At 33.7% G+C, this 17,785-nt stretch carries 15 protein-coding genes, 1 tRNA gene and 1 pseudogene; 12 read left to right on the top strand and 5 right to left on the bottom strand.

The window, feature by feature from the left end:
• The first annotated feature begins 27 nt into the window (after window positions 1–27).
• The 4 genes from tpiA (at window position 28) to CJ739_RS20495 (ending at window position 3,555) form a co-directional block, all read left to right on the top strand.
• Window positions 28–777, top strand: a complete 750-nt coding sequence (tpiA, locus tag CJ739_RS01340; RefSeq protein ID WP_117172270.1) for a triose-phosphate isomerase — start codon at window positions 28–30, stop codon at window positions 775–777.
• Between the two features lie 159 nt (window positions 778–936).
• Window positions 937–1,773, top strand: a complete 837-nt coding sequence (gene prmA, locus CJ739_RS01335; RefSeq protein ID WP_117172269.1) for a 50S ribosomal protein L11 methyltransferase — start codon at window positions 937–939, stop codon at window positions 1,771–1,773.
• 14 nt (window positions 1,774–1,787) lie between these two features.
• Window positions 1,788–2,063: an ATP-dependent Clp protease adaptor ClpS gene (locus CJ739_RS01330; protein WP_117172268.1), complete on the top strand. Its 276-nt coding sequence runs from the start codon at window positions 1,788–1,790 to the stop codon at window positions 2,061–2,063.
• 127 nt (window positions 2,064–2,190) lie between these two features.
• Entirely contained in the window at window positions 2,191–3,555 is a 1,365-nt protein-coding gene (locus CJ739_RS20495) for a transposase (RefSeq protein WP_117172267.1), read from the top strand.
• Between the two features lie 481 nt (window positions 3,556–4,036).
• Here the strand turns inward: CJ739_RS20495 and CJ739_RS01320 are convergent, their stop codons facing one another.
• Both CJ739_RS01320 and CJ739_RS01315 read right to left on the bottom strand, forming a co-directional pair.
• The gene (locus CJ739_RS01320) at window positions 4,037–4,450 is read right to left on the bottom strand and encodes a DUF6691 family protein (RefSeq protein ID WP_117172266.1); all 414 of its coding nucleotides are present in this window, start codon (window positions 4,448–4,450) and stop codon (window positions 4,037–4,039) included.
• 4 nt (window positions 4,451–4,454) lie between these two features.
• Entirely contained in the window at window positions 4,455–5,012 is a 558-nt protein-coding gene (locus tag CJ739_RS01315) for a YeeE/YedE family protein (RefSeq protein WP_117172265.1), read from the bottom strand.
• 119 nt (window positions 5,013–5,131) lie between these two features.
• On the opposite strand from CJ739_RS01315, the gene CJ739_RS01310 reads away from it, so the two are divergent.
• Window positions 5,132–5,205: transfer RNA gene (locus tag CJ739_RS01310), tRNA-Arg, on the top strand.
• A gap of 236 nt (window positions 5,206–5,441) precedes the next feature.
• Entirely contained in the window at window positions 5,442–6,692 is a 1,251-nt protein-coding gene (locus CJ739_RS01305; RefSeq protein WP_117178662.1) for a site-specific integrase, read from the top strand.
• 980 nt (window positions 6,693–7,672) lie between these two features.
• On the opposite strand, the gene CJ739_RS01295 is transcribed toward CJ739_RS01305, so the two are convergent.
• On the bottom strand, window positions 7,673–8,344 hold the full coding sequence (locus tag CJ739_RS01295; RefSeq protein ID WP_117172263.1) for an RNA polymerase sigma factor: 672 nt from the start codon (window positions 8,342–8,344) through the stop codon (window positions 7,673–7,675).
• Window positions 8,345–8,457: 113 nt separating this feature from the next.
• On the opposite strand from CJ739_RS01295, the gene CJ739_RS01290 reads away from it, so the two are divergent.
• Both CJ739_RS01290 and folE read left to right on the top strand, forming a co-directional pair.
• Window positions 8,458–8,823 (top strand): hypothetical protein, encoded by a 366-nt coding sequence (locus CJ739_RS01290; protein WP_117172262.1) that lies wholly within the window; start codon window positions 8,458–8,460, stop codon window positions 8,821–8,823.
• A gap of 19 nt (window positions 8,824–8,842) precedes the next feature.
• Entirely contained in the window at window positions 8,843–9,517 is a 675-nt protein-coding gene (gene folE / locus CJ739_RS01285; protein WP_117172261.1) for a GTP cyclohydrolase I FolE, read from the top strand.
• 521 nt (window positions 9,518–10,038) lie between these two features.
• On the opposite strand, the gene CJ739_RS01275 is transcribed toward folE, so the two are convergent.
• Together CJ739_RS01275 and CJ739_RS01270 are read right to left on the bottom strand one after the other, a co-directional pair.
• Window positions 10,039–11,307 (bottom strand): chloride channel protein, encoded by a 1,269-nt coding sequence (locus CJ739_RS01275; RefSeq protein WP_117172259.1) that lies wholly within the window; start codon window positions 11,305–11,307, stop codon window positions 10,039–10,041.
• 15 nt (window positions 11,308–11,322) lie between these two features.
• Window positions 11,323–12,786: a potassium/proton antiporter gene (locus CJ739_RS01270; protein ID WP_117172258.1), complete on the bottom strand. Its 1,464-nt coding sequence runs from the start codon at window positions 12,784–12,786 to the stop codon at window positions 11,323–11,325.
• A 462-nt stretch (window positions 12,787–13,248) separates the two neighbouring features.
• Here CJ739_RS01270 and CJ739_RS20730 point away from each other — a divergent pair.
• From CJ739_RS20730 to CJ739_RS01250, 4 genes and pseudogenes are all read left to right on the top strand, one after another.
• Window positions 13,249–13,383: pseudogene (locus CJ739_RS20730) on the top strand (DUF4372 domain-containing protein); the annotation flags it as partial.
• A 1,254-nt stretch (window positions 13,384–14,637) separates the two neighbouring features.
• On the top strand, window positions 14,638–15,726 hold the full coding sequence (locus tag CJ739_RS01260; protein ID WP_117172256.1) for a sensor histidine kinase: 1,089 nt from the start codon (window positions 14,638–14,640) through the stop codon (window positions 15,724–15,726).
• 5 nt (window positions 15,727–15,731) lie between these two features.
• Window positions 15,732–17,051 carry a sigma-54-dependent transcriptional regulator gene (locus CJ739_RS01255; RefSeq protein ID WP_117178660.1) on the top strand — a complete coding sequence of 440 codons (1,320 nt, stop codon included), beginning with the start codon at window positions 15,732–15,734 and terminating at the stop codon, window positions 17,049–17,051.
• 351 nt (window positions 17,052–17,402) lie between these two features.
• The gene (locus tag CJ739_RS01250) at window positions 17,403–17,771 is read left to right on the top strand and encodes a hypothetical protein (RefSeq protein WP_117172255.1); all 369 of its coding nucleotides are present in this window, start codon (window positions 17,403–17,405) and stop codon (window positions 17,769–17,771) included.
• Window positions 17,772–17,785 lie beyond the last annotated feature (14 nt).

The following is a 17,785-nucleotide window of genomic DNA, read 5'->3' as shown; positions in this document are numbered from 1 at the left end:
TCCCTTCATTAAAAAGGTAAATTAAAAATGAGACAACAAATTGTAGCAGGAAACTGGAAAATGAATAATGATTTAGCACAAACCGAATCATTAATTAGTGCTTTAAAAACTAAATCGAAAACATCAAATGCCGAGGTTATGGTAGCACCAACCTTTACAAACCTTTTTCCAGCATTTCAAGCATTAAAAGACACCGGTATAGAAGTGATTGCACAGAACATGCATTTCGCAGCAAATGGTGCTTACACAGGTGAAATTAGTGCGAGTATGCTTAAGAGTGTTGGTGTAAAAACCGTTATTTTAGGTCATAGTGAACGCCGTGAGTATTTTGGTGAAACAGATGCAATTTTAGCTAAAAAAGTAGATGCTGCTTTAGCAAACGATTTACGTACTATTTTCTGTTTTGGCGAAGTTTTGGCCGATAGAAAATCGGGTAACCATGAAAATGTTGTAGAAAGCCAAATTAAAAACGCCTTGTTTCATTTAGAATCTTCGGCATTTAAAAACATTGTGTTAGCATACGAACCTGTTTGGGCTATTGGCACTGGCGAAACTGCAAGTCCAGAGCAAGCACAAGATATGCATGCATTCATCAGAAAAACGTTAAGCAATAAATATGGTGTCGCTGTAGCAAACAGCGTATCCATTTTATATGGAGGAAGTGTGAAACCAAACAATGCACAGGAAATTTTCTCAAAACCAGATGTAGATGGAGGTTTAATTGGTGGTGCTGCACTTAACGCAGACGATTTTTTTGCCATTGTAAACGCATTTTAAAAATGTAATCTTTTAGGCGTTACCCAAGGGTTGCGCTATACACTGTATCTTTTTGGCGCTTTTGGCGCCAAAAAGGATGCCGTTTCTATCGCTAACGTAAATTCGTGAATCGTGAACCGTGAAATGTAAATCAATCGTAATCGTAAATCAAAAATCTATATGTCAAACATCATTTACATAGGTTATGAGTTTAAAGTAACACCAGTACAACCTGGAGTAGAAATACTTATTGCAGAACTTGGTTATGCAGGTTTTGAAAGCTTTGTAGAAACCGAAGAAGGTGTTACAGCATACATTCAAAAAGAGGAATGGCATGAAAATATCTTGGAGGATATCCAAATATTAAACTCTGAAGAATTTAAAATCGATTTCACGTTTAACGAAATTGAACAAACCAATTGGAATGAAGAATGGGAAAAGAACTTCAATCCCATTGTGGTAGATAATATATGCTCAGTTCGTGCACCATTTCATGAAAAACCAAATACCCCATACGATATTATTATAGAACCCAAAATGAGTTTCGGAACAGGACATCACGAAACCACCCACATGATGATTCAGCATATTTTAAAAACCGATTTCACCGATAAATCGGTTTTAGATATGGGTTGTGGTACTGGTGTTTTAGCCATTTTAGCCGAAATAAAAGGCGCAAACCCCATAGATGCGGTTGATTACGATAATTGGTGCTATTTAAATAGTTTAGAAAATGTAGAGCGTAATAATTGCAAGCATATTACTGTAATAGAAGGCGATGCCAGTGTTTTAACAGGTAAAAAATACGATATAATAATTGCGAACATTAATCGTAATATTTTATTAAACGATATGGAAACTTACATATCGTGCTTAAATAAAGGCGGTCTTTTATTTTTAAGCGGATTTTACAAAGATGATATTCCGGTTATTCAAGAAGCATGTGAAAAGCACATGTTAAAATTTGAAGAAAAATTGGAAAGAAACCATTGGGTTGCCTTAAAATTTTTAAATTAGTAAAAATTTAACCTATGAGTACTCAAGAAAAAACATTGGAAGAAGTACTACTAAAAGAAAAAGTACTTACCCAAAACGAGATTGTGTTATATAACGACGATGTTAATACCTTCGATCATGTTATAGACATGCTTATTTATGCTTGCGAGCACACCGCAGAACAAGCAGAACAATGTGCACTCCTTGTGCATTATAAAGGCAAATGCACCGTAAAAACTGGTTTATACGATGATTTAAAACCACGTTGCTCCATGCTACTTGAAGCAGGATTAAGCGCTGAAATTGTTTAATGTTAACTTAGGCATATTCATAATAATATAAACTATTGTTTTTCAATAAAATAGGTATTATATTAGAAGGAACAAACCCCGAAATTGCTCCAAACGGGCCAAAAACGGGGTTTTCTTTTAAAGTGTGATGCCAAAAATAATACGTTTAAGCGAATTTCAATACGAAATTCCAATTTTCGCCATCAATAAAGATTTTGATGGATTTTATGCCCAATTTCTAAAAACCGATTTGGGCAAAATTTACCTTTCCACGCCTTTTTCCGAGCTTGGTCAATCTTTCAAATTGAAAGATTCTAAAAAAGGAACCCATTGCTATTTTAGTCCCAAAGGGAAAATTGCCCTGATGATGCTCAAAAACTATTATGGATGCTCGGACAAGAAACTGATCGAGCTTTTGAATGGAAATATTTTCATGCAGTTTTTTTGCGATATTCTAATTCCCATCGATAAACCGCTGACCAACTTTAAGATCGTGAGCCAAATCAGGATGGAGCTTTCCAAGGGTTTAAATATTAGAAGATCCCAAGAAGTACTTGCCAAGAACTGGATTCCTTATATGAAGGACCTGGACAAAATGTTTACCGATGCGACCTGTTACGAGAGCGAAGTGCGTTTTCCAACCAATCAGAAATTGCTTTGGGAATGCGTTCAGTGGAACTACAGACAAATGGAATCCTTATGCCGCACTTTGAAAATCAAATTGCCCAGGACCAAATATCTGGATTGGTGCAGACGCTATAACGAGTATTCGAAAAAACGAAAGAAACAATCCAAATACCGCACAAAAGTAACCCGAGGGTTACTGAAATTACTGTACAAACTTAACGGTGCACTGGGTCAGATAGAAAATCAATATCCATTTGAATCCACCGCTAAATACAAGCGACAACGATCCATTATTGCCAAAGTTTACCGGCAACAGGCACAAATATTTAAAACAGGAAAAAGTGTTCCCGATAGAATCGTAAGCATCAGCAAAAGTTACATTCGTCCAATTGTGCGGGGCAAAGAAACCAAACAGGTAGAATTTGGAGCAAAAGTGAACAAAGTTCAAATAGACGGAATCAATTTTATTGAGCATATCCAGTACCGTGCCTTCAATGAAGGGACCCGTTTGCAGAGCAGTGTATCTTGCGCCCAAAACCTGACCAAGACTAAAATAAAAATACTGGGGGCAGATGCTATTTATGCTACCAATAAAAACCGAACATTTACCTCAAGTCGCAAAATCCAGACCGATTTTATCAGAAAAGGAAAGGCTGGTAAAAACGAAGAACAGCGTAAAATTTTGGCCAGAGAAATCAAAAAAGAACGTTCCACACGTCTTGAAGGAAGCTTTGGTAAAGAAAAAGAACATTACAACCTGAAAAAGATCAAGGCCAAAACCCAAAAGAGCGAGATTCTCTGGATTTTCTTCGGAATCCATACAGCCAATGCTCTTGAAATTGGAAGAAGAATTTACAGCTCTCGATTTAAAAACTTAGCTGCTTAAAAAAACGAAAGCTAACTTCGATGGGATACTTGTGTCCTGTTGGAAACAAAAACGCATTCTTTTCTATAAAATTATCCTTAAAAAACTCCAAATAACAAAAATGACCGATTTTGAAAATCAAAATCGGTCATTTTTTATGTTAGTTTTACTCAAAAGTACTCTTACTTCTGAATGTGCCAACTTACTTTTATTCTGCGAATAATATATAGCTAACATTCGGTTTTGCTTTTGTGTTAATAGCATTTTTTTCGCCAACTAAGGATACCCATGTTGTTTAGTAAATCCTTAGCTTTTCTAATTCCATTCCATTTTAAACTTTTAACCTCTACGGTTGTTGTTTATTTTAAAGTAGAAAAGGAAAAAAGGTGTTTTATTGCGGTCATTTTCAAAGCCTAGATGGTATTATAAAATAACAAAACGGAAGTGGCTAGTTGTAAGATTTTTGTTATATAAGTTTTAAGCTTTGTTGATTGGATAAAAATTAATGAGGAAGTTTGTCTTTTAAAATGCCGTAAATAAAAGTGCCTAAAACAGCGGCAGCAATTACAATTAACATGCTATAAACACCTGTACCCAATAATATATACATAGGTCCTGGGCAAGCACCAATAAGCGCCCAACCAAAACCAAAAATGGTTCCACCTACAATATATCTAATAAACCCATTTTCTTTTTTAGGCACAAATATATCGGCTCCTTTAATGCTTTTTATATAGCCTTTCTTTGAAATTTGAAGGAATAGAATGCCACAAGCTATGGCAGTTCCTATGATACCATACATGTGGAAGGATTGAAATCTAAACATTTCATAAATACGGTACCACGAAACAGCTTCAGATTTAACTAAAACAATACCAAAAAATATACCTACTAGTAAAAATTTAAAATATTTCATTTGCTTAAAAAATTAATGGTAAAATAAAGTTAGCCATTAGCAATCCGCCAATAAAAAATCCAATAACGGCGATAAGCGAAGGTTTTTGTAAGCTACTAAGCCCGGTAATGGCATGACCAGAAGTGCATCCGCTTGCGTATCGCGTGCCAAACCCTACAAGCAACCCGCCAATAACCAATAGCAATAAACCTTTGGTGGATTTTATGGCTTCTAGGCTGTATAGTTCAGTGGGGACTAAATGAGCACCTGCATTCTCAAACCCCATTTGTTGTAATTCTGTAACAGTGTTTGGGTTTAAATCGGTGATACGATCGTTTGATAAATAGTGGGTAGCAATAAATCCACCAATAATAGCGCCTGCAATAATAGTCAAGTTCCACGATTGGTCTTTCCAATTAAACTTAAAAAAATCAGAAAATTTACCAGCTCCGAGCATGGTACACATGGTTTTTAAGTTTGAAGACATGCCAAATGTTTTTCCAAAATAGAGTAACAATGACATAACAAGGGCAATAAGTGGTCCCGAGATATACCAAGGCCACGGATTTAAAATAGAGTTCATACCTATCGATTTAATACAAATGTAAATAGAAGTTTTTTAAGAATTAAAAATGAATTATAAAATTGAAATAAATTTGGTGGTATTTTAATAAAATTATTATATTTGCACCCACTTTAAAAGGCCTCGTGGCGCAACTGAATAGCGCACTTGATTACGGCTCAAGAGGTTACTGGTTTGAATCCAGTCGAGGTCACTAAGAAAACTTGTAAAAAGTTACAAAACCGTGCAAATCCTATGGTATGCACGGTTTCTTGGTTTTTAGGACCACATTTTAATTGATTTGTTTTCATTTAAAATAGTAGCAAACCGTCAACAAAAATTTAGACCGTCAACAATGTTGACGATTTGATTTGTGAACACATAAGGTACTCAATATAGTTGATTTGACTTTCGTCTCGATAAATGTTTAATAATTTAAAGACGACAACTATGAGAACATCAAACACATTTTCAATTTTATTTTGGGCATATGCTTCACGTGCCAAAAATAATCAAGCTGGTATGTACCTCAGAATTACGGTCAATGGAAAAAAAGTTAATATCAGCCTAAAGTATAAGGTAGATTTACAGATTTGGGATTCCAATAGACAAAGAGCAAAGGGTAATAGTGCAGCGGCAAGGGAACTTAACCAATATTTAGATCAGGTTCATGCTCAAATAGTACAGTATTATCATGATTTAAAATTCAAAGGACAATTAATTACGGCGGATTTAATCAAGGCCGAATATCTTGGTGAAAGTGATAATGCTAAGACACTTCAAAATCTTCTAGAATATCATACGAAGAAAATTGAAAAAACATTGGCGACTGGTACGATTAGGAATTTTGGTATAACTCAAGGTTATTTAAATAAATACCTAAACAACGTATTAAACACTTCTGATGTTTATTTAAAAGAACTCGATTATAAATTCATTTGCGATTTTGCGAATTTTTTATATTGTTTCTGGCCAAAAGGGCACCCGAAAGCAATGGGTAATAATACTGTAATGAAACATATTCAGAGGTTTAGAAAGATTGTAACTTTAGGCTATCATATAGAATGGTTGGATAGAGATCCATTTGTGAGATGGAAACCAACTTATGAAAAAAGGGAACGCCCTTTTTTAACTGATAACGAACTAGCTAATATTGAAAGCTATTATTTTCCCATAGCACGACTCGAAAGGGTTAGGGATTTATTTGTTTTTAGTTGTTATACAGGAATTGCTTACGTTGATATTATGAATTTAACCCAGAATAATATTCTTAAAGGCATTGATGGTGAGGAGTGGATATTTACCAATAGACAGAAGACTAAATCTTCGGTAAAAATTCCTCTTTTAGCAAAGGCAAGGGATTTAATTATTAAATACCAAAATCATCCTATGACCCAAGTAACGGAAACTTTATTTCCAGTAATAACTAATGAAAAATTAAACCTATATTTAAAAGAAATAGCAGACGCTGTTGGATTGAATAAAAATTTAACCTTTCATATGGCTCGACATACTTTTGCAACGACAGTTACCTTAAGTAATGGGGTACCTATTGAGACAGTATCTAAGCTTTTAGGTCACTCTAAAATTGCTTCTACACAAGTCTACGCAAGGGTAGTAGAGAGAAAAGTAAGTGAAGATATGCAGATACTAATGAATAAAATAGATCCATCTAACGTCAATAAGATTAAAAAAAATTGAATTAGAAATGTATAAAATGCTTTTGATTATCCCAAAAGCATTTTTTGCTTCATAACGTTGAATTTATTTTTAAGCTCAATTCATACAATATTCCCGAATACTTCCGATTTATAACTTTTAGTTTTATTTGGGCGTATCACCGCCCGCATTCTGCCCACGCATGATAGCCTCCGCAAAAATGCAAGCGGGCCGGGTTATCCACTATATCTTTTGTGGCTCTAAGGAACCACAAAAGGATGCCGCTTCTACCCCTCACGCAATGTGCTGTCCAGAAATTGGTAGTTTAGATAGTGCCCTCAGCCCATTCCCCTGCATTCCAACAAGCTCCATTTCGGGAAAAGAACTTCGGTATGGGGTCTTTGACACAACTAAAAAGGTTCCGATTTCCATTCTACTTGCTCACATGTTCCCGAGAAAATTTGGGAAGTGAACAAACTCTACTTCGGCCCCGGTCATGTAAAGGTATTTCCAATCTCCATCTTTAAAGGCTAGTCCGTTTAATAGGAGTTCCATAATTAATTTAAATGATGAAATTTGTGTTTACTATTTTAATTTATACATAACCTATTTTACAATCATTACCGTACCAAGAATAAGGCTACCATATTTTTTAAATTAATTAGATAATATTACGGTTCCATTTTTTAAGCCGCCAAGGGTAATTCATAGGTAAATATTTTTTAATTATCACTTAATTTTTTTTTGATTGTTAAGTATGGATCACCCTGATTGGGTGAAACTTTTTTGAGTTATTTCGAGTGCTTTTAGTAAGTAAATTTTAGAATCCTCAGGGGGGATGAATTCTCCGCCAGCTCCATCTTCATAATAGTGATTTGTTCCCCATATTGAATACTTATACGGTAATGTGTAATTTATCTTGATATAGAATTTTAAAGTACATTGAGGTTATCCTTTATTTTTATTTTGTTGTTGAGATATTAATTTCGACTAAATTTTTCCATTATACTTTGTTAGGTACATTATTTTGTTAGTTTCATTACGTTTTCTGTTATTCTGTCACATCTGCTAAAACCAAATTCAAATATATTTTTATTATTCGCCACTTCATATAGTTTTTCTTTTAGCATTTCTTTTGACCGGTGTAAACGTACTTTTACATTAGCAACAGTTAAGTTTAATACAATTGAAATTTCTTTTAGACTCATTTCTTCCACTTCTTTCATAATATAAACAGTTTTATATTTTATATCTAAACTGTCAATAGCATTTTCTAATATTTGCTTTGCTTCATTCCTTATCATTTTGTCTTGTGGATTTAATTGCCTGTTATCTGGAATTTCTAAAGTTGTATAACTTAAATTATCTGATTGTTCATTTAGACGATAAAGTTTTCCTTTTTCCTTTAAACGAGCTAAAGATTCGTTTATTCCTATGCGAATAAGCCAAGTAGAAAACGCAGAATCAAGTCTAAATTGATACAATTTAGTGAATGCTTTTACATAACTATCTTGCATTATATCTTCAATTTCAGCTTCATCTTTGAGGTAACCCCTAATTACACGATATAACTTTTGATTGTTCCGTCTTACCAAAATTTCATAAAGTTCTTTTTCTCCACCTAAAATGCGTTTTATAACTTCACTCTCTTTTATTTTATGATTGTTAAAATCATTGATGTTTATAGCTTCCATTTTATTGAGCCTTTTACTTTTGATGGGAAACTTTAAAAAAAGTTACAAAATTTTGTATCCTTTTTTAAAATCTGTTATCAAAAGTGTGTAATAAATTTAAAAAAACTAAAATTATGAATTCGAATTTACAATTAGTAAAAAACATTTTAAAGTACACTTTTGGTTTAGTGCCAATCGTTGCAGGATTAGACAAATTCACTAACATTTTAACCAATTGGTCTCAATATATTTCTGAAGGTTTTGCTGGAATACTTCCTTTTGAGCCTATTACATTTATGATGATAGTAGGTGTTATCGAGATAATTGCAGGTATGCTTGTTTTAACTAAAACAAAAATTGGTGCTTATATAGTTTGTGCTTGGTTGGTATCAATTGCCTTAACTTTAATTTTTAGTTGGACTTTTGTAGACGTTGCTATAAGAGATTTAGTAATGGCTATTGGTGCATTTTCTTTAGCAAAATTATCTGAAGATAATTAGAATAAAACCAATAATTAATATGACAAAATTGAACGGAAACACACGTTTGGTAGAAGAAAGTTTGAAAAATTCCAATCAACACGTGTCGATTAAAAATCCGTTACGTGATGATGCTTTTGATGTTGATGATACTTTAAAAACTGAATTAATAGCGGAGAAGTTTAAGGATATTATTGAAATATTGGGCTTTGACCTTACGAATGATAGTATAAAAGACACTCCAAATCGAGTAGCAAAAATGTATGTTAACGAAATATTTAAAGGATTAAATCCAATCAATAAACCTAAAGTTGCCGTATTTAAAAATGAATATGGGTACCATACTCCATTAGTAGAGTTAAATATTCCTTTTACTTCATTTTGTGAACATCATTTTGTTCCAATTCAAGGAAAAGTTAATATAGCCTACATACCAAAAGATTATGTTATAGGGTTGTCTAAAATTCATAGACTTGTTGATTTTTATGCGAGAAGACCACAAGTCCAAGAACGATTAACAATGCAGATCGTTCAAGAACTGTCAACCACTCTTGATACAAAGGATGTGGGTGTTGTCTTAAAAGCAAATCATAGTTGTATTTCTTGTAGAGGTGTAGAGGATTTTGGAAGTTTAACTCTCACGTCGGTTTTTTTAGGTCAAATAGAAAATGATTATAATTTGATGTCAGTTCTACTTGGTTCTAATTCTGTCTAATTTGTTTTTCCCAAACTTTGTACCTTGGCCTTTGTTTAATTGGGAAATCGAGGGTTTATATCATTAATGGTTTTTAGTAAAACGAAAGTATAAACAGTAATCGAAAATTAATGATTGTATTTGTTAATTCAATCAAGGGAAGTTTATACAATTAATACAAAGCAATTTGTGAAATTATTTAGTCCATCTAGTTCACATGTTTGTTTATGTGTGGCCTTCCCTTTTTTTACCTGAAAAGCTTTATCCACAAAAAGCATATGGTTTACATCGTATCTATATACTGTACAATGCCTACAATATTATGCCTTTCAAAGCATATAATGAATTCTCAGAAAAGAATGTGGATAAAGCTATAGCAGATGAACACATTTTTTTTTTGAAGAAGCCAAGGTTATTGGAGAAAAGCAACTGGATTATCTTAAGGAACTCCATGGCGAACCAATGAACTAATCTGAGTCAAAAGCTTTGATTTTACTTCTGTTTTGCCTGTTTTTTATGTGCATTTTTGTATACCTATTTCTTTATTCTTTCTCCATTTGCGAACCTATAAAAGGTATTCTTGGAGCCAAAAAATAGCCTGTTAAACTCGCAAAAAGGATGGGGATGAAATGTCCGAAACCTGTTAAAGTTGCCAATAAAATGGTCGTGCTCATTGGCGTTCGAGTAACACAAGCATTAATTGCTGCCATACAGCTAACAATTGCTAACGTCAGATTTATTGTTGGGAACAATTGATAAATTATCAGTCCTAATGTTGCTCCTACGAAAAACAAGGGGATAATGAACCCGCCTCTCCAACCGGATGTCACGGTTATTGAAATGGCTATGATTTTAAAAATCAAAATAGCAAACAACAAAGTCAAGGAAAAATTCCCTGATAACAGTTCGTTAATCTCGTGATGTCCGAAGTATCGGGTTAATGGAAAGTAAAATGCTATGACACCTAGTAGAACTCCCCCAATGAGTGTTTTGATATAAATGGGTATAGGTCTTTTCTCGAAAATTGATTTGAAAAATTTGGTGCAAAAAATAAAAGCCCATCCAAAAGCAGCTCCAATTATTGCGAACAGCACGGCATAACCAAAATCAAAAATTCCTGAATATTCATACGCAGATAAATCCCATATTGGTCCAAGACCTAAATGAATGATCAAGGCAAATACCAAATAGCTAAAACAACTTGCCACAAATGCAGGAATAATGGCTTTGTAATACTCCACGGCGTGTTTATGATGAAGTATCTCCAATGAAAACAAGCTACCGCCCAGTGGCGCTCCAAATAAGGCTGTAAAGCCTGATGCCATTCCTGCAATACTCAATGACCTTAATTCCTCCCCTTTAAGTCGGAACAACTTTCCTATCCAAGTACCTGTCGAGCCTGTTACTTGGACTAATGGCGCTTCTGGTCCGAGACTTCCACCTGATGCTACGCACAACAACGAGGATAGTACCATGGAAGGATTGTTTTTGGGGTCTAGCTTTCCCTTATTAAAACGGATATTGTTTACGATCAAATGTATTTCTCCCGGGTCTCCAATAAAGTGAATGATCAAACCTGCTAAAAGGCCGCAGGTTGCCATTACGGGAATTACTTGCCAACCACTAAAAAAAGCCAATTGGTGCGTTAGAAATTCAAGTCCAATCCAATAAAGTCCCGCTATTATTCCACCTACTAGTCCGAGAAAAGCCCACAATAAAAAAGTCCGACTGAAAACAAAAGGGTTGAATCGGACAGGTTGGTCTAAAATATTTAAGTACGTTACTAATTTTCTTCTTCGTTTTAATTTCACTTTTTCCTTTCTGTTTTATTTGGCCTGTATAGAATCGACCACTTTTGCAAAATCGTCCTGACTGTCTGCAAGGACCATTAAAATATCTTTTGCTTCCAACTCTGTTGAACCACCCGGACGAATATATTCCCCGTTTCTTTTTATCATCACAATAAACGCTGATTTTGGGAAATTCAAATCAACAATTCTTTTGTTTACTGCGTGAAAATGGGGCAAAACTTCAAATTCTTGTAAGGATGATTTAGGAAGTTCTAAAATGAGCTTGTCTATTTCAGTAACCTTTTTTGCTTTTTCGGGCAAGGCAACATTGAGCCATTTAGCAACAATGGATAAAGTTGTTCCTTGAATTAAAACCGACGTAACAGATATGAAAAACACGATATTGAAAATCATATTGGCCTTGTCGATTCCGGCCAACAAAGGATAAGTTGCAAACACAATTGGAACAGCACCACGCAAACCAACCCAAGAAATATAAAATCTTCTTTTAAGTCTCATTTTAAAAAACATCAAACTGAGAAAAACGCTCACAGGTCGAGCAACGATTATCAGAAATAATGAGATGATCATCCCTATGCCGAAATATGGAATTATTTGAGAAGGGAAAACAAGTAAACCTAACGTAAGGAAAAGCACAATCTGCATTAGCCAAGCCAAACCGTCATACATTTTTAAGATGGTTTTCTTGTGTATCAGGTCTTGATTGCCTAAGTAAACCGCACAAATGTAAATAGCGAGAAATCCGTTACCGCCCACAAAATCGGTTGCCGAGAATGTAATAAACATCAGAGCTATGACCAATACAGGATAAAGCCCTTCAAAGTCAAGCTTGATTTTATTGATTATAAATTTACTAAGTTTTCCAAAGGCAAAACCTACAATTCCACCCAAAATCATTTGTTGGAAAAACAGGGGAATGATGGATGCAATGCTTTGATCCTGATTGATTACCAAAGTCAAAAATGCAATAGTCAATACATACGCCATTGGGTCGTTACTACCGCTTTCTAATTCCAATGTCGGCCGTAGGTTTGTCTTTAAGGCAAGATTTTTTGAACGTAAGATTGAAAATACAGCAGCTGCGTCTGTTGATGAAACAATAGAGCCCAACAGCATACTTTCATAAATTGTAAAATCAGTAACGAACCAAACAAATGTCCCAAGTGAAAGGGCCGTTAGTAAAACGCCTAAAGTGGATAAAACAAGTCCTTCCCTTAGAATAGGTTTTACAGAAGTCCAATTGGTGTCAAGACCCCCTGAAAACAAAATGAAGTTAAGCGAAACAATACCAATGAATTGGGCAATTTGCGGATTGTCGAAATTGATACCGCCAATGCCGTCAGAACCTGCCAACATGCCAATCGTTAAAAAGAGCAATAATGTTGGAACACCAAATTTATAAGATGTCTTACCTACAATAATACTTACAAAAAGTAATAGAGAGCCAACTAATAATATATTTTCAATTGTTAAGTTCATTCTTTTTTTTTCTTACATCCATTGTTTAAACATTAGTAAAGTACTATTTACCTTTCTTTATTAATTCAAGTTTGGTTGTAATTGCAAATTTATATTTATTACCTCTATAGTAAGATTATTCAATTTCAATTATTTTCTCACCATCAAAAAAAATAGCCCCATCCAAAATAAAAATAGTGGTTGGAACCTCATTCTCAAAGTAATTATTTGGTTTGCTTGGCAAAAATAATAGTATTCCCCAAAGTATGTTCTACATTTTTTAATTTTAAGTTGTATTTTTCTTGATATATTAATGGACTAGTATCTAAGTCTAACATGTTAAGTTTTGGACAAAGTGACATGGAGGTATATTTAGTTTCATTGGATAACACAACCCCATCCTCTTATGGTAAAAGTAACTCTATTTTCACAAATATTTTCAAAATTGGACAGTTCTAGGTTTAAGAAACTTGTAAAAAACCAAACGGGTTAACACAAAAAGGGCAGGGCTATAACAGTTGGTCCCATTTAGTTTCGATGCTTTTTTGCCAATTAGCCAATAACCATTCGTTACGGGATGTAAGCAATGGTGTCTATAATCGGCAACAGCCTATTTAAATCATTTGGGAATACTTAGATTGTCGGCAATATCTACTTTGAGATATCAGAACAAACACAGCGATTTAGAGCTATTTAGAGATTATTATGTGATGTTAGATAATTTAGGACGGCCTGCCCAAATGACACGTGCTTAATTCAAGATAATGTCAAAAATATTTTTGTTAGAAGCCTCCACAATAGGATTGGGCTGGAGTTTATTTGATTGGAATAGGTTCAAATCAATAAAGGAGCAATAAAAATGCACACTGTATTTGAATATGACAGTCATTTGCCGGCCTCTGTAAACATCACTGATGGTAAAACAGCAGTCAACAAAGGGAGCTTATGACATCCCTTTACTAAAAGGAAATATTATTGATGTCGATAGGCTTTATAATCATTTTTCGCTACTGAATGTCTGGGACAGCAACGGTGGTTGTTTTGTGGTTAGGTATAAAATAACCTTAAGTTTAAAACCATAAAAGAGCTGGGGTTGCCTAAAAACAAGTGCCAACATCTTATAAAAGAAGAAATCATTGAATTTACAGGCAATGAGACCAAATAAAAATATCCGAAAAAAATAAGAAGAGCGGCGTTATGGGACGATAAAAACCAGCAAACTATAGGTTTGATTATTTGTGCTTTCGATTTTGCTTAGCTTCCAGCTTCATTTTTATTTTCTCCTGTTTCTTAGCTTTTAAATCGACTTTAGGATACTTTAAGTTTTTCTCTCTTCCCATGATTTGAATGTTTAAAATGTCTAAAAATAATTCACAATAAATTCTGTAAACGAAAATTCTAACCCGCAAGGAGTCATCAATTGTTTAGCAATCGCAATAGTTAAATGGAATTAAGTATTCGAAGTATATTAAGCAACTTCACCGTGCTTATAAAGTCAGGAAGATGATTTTCAATTTACGTATTTGAAAGACTGTTTGACCAGTGAGATAATAGCCAAAATAGGCACTACATTTTAGAAAACTTTCAATTTTTTTTATATCTTCAAACGTAATAGCAAACCTAAGAGATTAGATAACAAACCTAAAAAAATATCCATGGAAGGAAGTTAATATATTCATAAATTTAAATCAGATAAAGCAAATCTTTAAGTTATTTATATATGAAGGTTTTTTATAATTCAAGTTTATTATTCAAAGTATAAAACATATATTAAAAACCAATGAATTACAGTTTTGTCAATATATTTAATAAGTTATTTAACTGAATTTTTTAAAATTTGAATAAAGAGTTTATTGATTAAAATACTAAATTATGATTTCTACAGAAACAGCATTAAAAGAACGCATCAAAGAACTAACATGTCTTTACGAGGTGTCGTCTATTATTGTGAACGCTGATATTGAAACCTTAGAAGAAACCTTAAAAGCTATTGCATTTAGTGTACAAAAAGCATTCAGCTTCCCGGAAGAAACTGAAATTGTCATTTTAATAGACGGTATGAACGTTGTAACGTCTCAGAATTTAGATGAACATATAGAATTAGTATCAGAAATAGTCGTTTTCAATAAGTTAGCAGGTACTATTTCAGCCCATTTAAATCATTTAAAATACACTAAAGAAGATTTTTTAAATGAAGAACAACAATTACTGAATATCATAGCTTTAAAATTGGGGAGTTTATTTGAACGTGTACAAATCAGGAAAAATGAAATGTCCTTAAAACGCCAAATGGAGCATGCAGACCGACTTAAAATATTAGGAGAACTTACTGCAGGAATAGCCCACGAACTCAATACGCCTTTAGCCAATATTTTAGGGTTTGCTGAATTATTAAAAGATAATCTTAAAAATAATACTGAATGTTTAGCAGATTTAGATAGAATTATTCAAAATGCCATTTTCTCAAGAGAAGTTGTGAAAAAGCTCATGTTTTTTGCTTGTGAAATGCCTCAAAAAATGACTCGGTTAAATATAGTTCCAAGCATTAAAGGAGCTATTGATTTGCTGGATGCCACCTTCAGAAAACAACAAGTAAAGTACATTGTAAAAATAGAAGATGAAACCTTGTTGTTAAATGCAGACCCTATACAGCTTACACAAATCATATTCAACCTTATTACGAATGCCATTTACTTTTCGCCCAAAAAAGGACTTGTAACGATCACAACTTTTCAAACAGACAAAGATATTGTATTTAAAGTGACAGATGAAGGTCCAGGGCTTTCTTCCGAAGCGCTAGAAAAAGTATTTCAACCATTCTTTACTACTAAACCTACTGGCGAAGGTTCTGGTTTAGGTTTAAGCGTAGTTCATGGTATTGTTTCCAGTCACAAAGGAACCATTGTGGCAATAAATAATCCACTTAAAGGCACTACTTTTACAGTAACATTACCAAAGTAATTATGATGCAGTTTCAAAAAGAAAACATATTGGTTGTAGACGATGATATCAATATTTTGGAGTTAATACAAAGACATTTAAGATCATGGAATTACCATGCGTATAAAGCTGTTTCGGTTAAAGAAGCAGTTGCCATTTTAAGAGATACTTCCATTGATTTGCTAATTACCGATTTAAAAATGCCAGAAGTTGATGGTTTTGAACTTCTTAAATTTGTATCTGAACATTACCCAAAACTGCCTAGATTGGTTGTTACGGGTTATCCTTCCGTTCAAGATTCATTGGTCGCTATAAAATCTAAAGTCGTATATCTTACAAAACCTTTTACAAAAGATGAACTGAAAGCTGCCATAGATAGCACCTTGCCTAAAACTTGCGCTGAAACCAAAACCCAAAATCATCAACTACAAAAAGAAGGATATGGTGATATTATAGGGGTTTCAGAAAAAATTAATAGAATCATTCAAATTATAGAACGTGTTAAGGATAATAAAGCAACGGTTTTTATAAATGGCGAAAGTGGTACAGGTAAAGAGTTGGTGGCACGTGCTATCCATTATCGGGGTAAATTTTCAAGAGCGCCGTTTATTTCCGTTAATTGTGGGGGCATACCTGAAAATCTTTTGGAAGCAGAACTTTTCGGGTATGTAAAAGGTGCATTTACGGGTGCTGATATCAATAGAAACGGATATTTTCAAGCAGCCAACGGCGGTACCATTTTTTTAGACGAAATTGGTAATGCTTCTTTGGCAGTACAATCAAGACTGTTGCGTGTTTTACAAGAAAAGGAAGTGATGAAAGTCGGTTCTCAAAAATCAGAAAAAGTAGATGTTCGTATTATTTCGGCAACCAATAGTGATTTAAAGGACATGATAAAAAAACAAACCTTTAGAGAAGATTTGTATTATAGACTCACGGTTGTTGAAATTAATGTAGCGCCTTTAAAGGATAGGAAAGAAGATATACCGTTGTTGGTAGATAAATTTCTGCTTAAATATGGTGTGGAATACAAAGATCGTTTTGTGAAAATAAGTCCAGAAGCATCCGTTTTATTACAGCGTTACGATTGGCCCGGAAACATTAGGGAATTGGAAAATGTAATCCAGCGAGCTGTTATTATGTGTGATAAGATTATTGAAATAGAACATTTGCCCAATGCCCTCAAATTTAATATATATTTTTCAAATGAAAAATTATTGCCATTAAAGGAGGTGGAAAAACAATATATTTTAAAAGTTTTGAATGCAACAAACAATAACAAAACCAAGGCAGCTGAAATTCTTGGTATTGATAGAAAAACCATTCGTCAAAAACTTTCAGAATAAATCATCATAAATATCAAATGATACTGGAACATTTTGCCTCAACTGGGTAATTAAGTGCCACTTCCATTCTATTTACTAAATACTAAAAACCCTCAAACTCTTTGTGAACAAAGGGTTTTTCTTTTTTGCGTCATTATTGCAGTATGTATTGGCATAGGTATTGTCCTTATTCAGAAAAAGAATAAACCCTATGGATACAAATCATTTTAATATATGTCCTAGTTGTACGCATGTAAAATACTGTGTGCTCACTACGCAGAAAAGTCAAGTTTGGGAATGTAGTGAATATGATGAAATAACAACCCGTAAAAATTCCTTTATACAACTCGAGATAAATCAAATACATAAATCATGAAAAATTATGGAATAGCTACTTTAATTGCTATTTCAACCTTAAGTATTCATTCTCAAGAAGGGCTAAATAAAGCCATAGATGTAGCAAAAGGCGATATTATCAAAGTTGGTAATCCATCAAGTAAATCGTATAGGCATACAAAACTCCCACGAGGCAACTTTGTAGGAACAAAAAATGGAGTGGCTGATTATAAATCTGCTTTAGGAAAAGAGCTTGTTATAGCAGACATAAAAGAAATAACTAAAGGAAGCACAATAATTAGTGTAAAACGGAAAGATGGAAAGAAATTTTTTAATACTGTAGCTACATTAAATGTTTGTTTGGAAAAAGCTTTAGGTTTAAATGAAATTAAGTTATGGAAGTAGTAATCAATAAAAAC

It is taken from the genome of Mariniflexile sp. TRM1-10 (assembly GCF_003425985.1).
Lineage (GTDB): Bacteria > Bacteroidota > Bacteroidia > Flavobacteriales > Flavobacteriaceae > Mariniflexile.
This window is presented reverse-complemented; position numbering and strand designations above follow the sequence as displayed.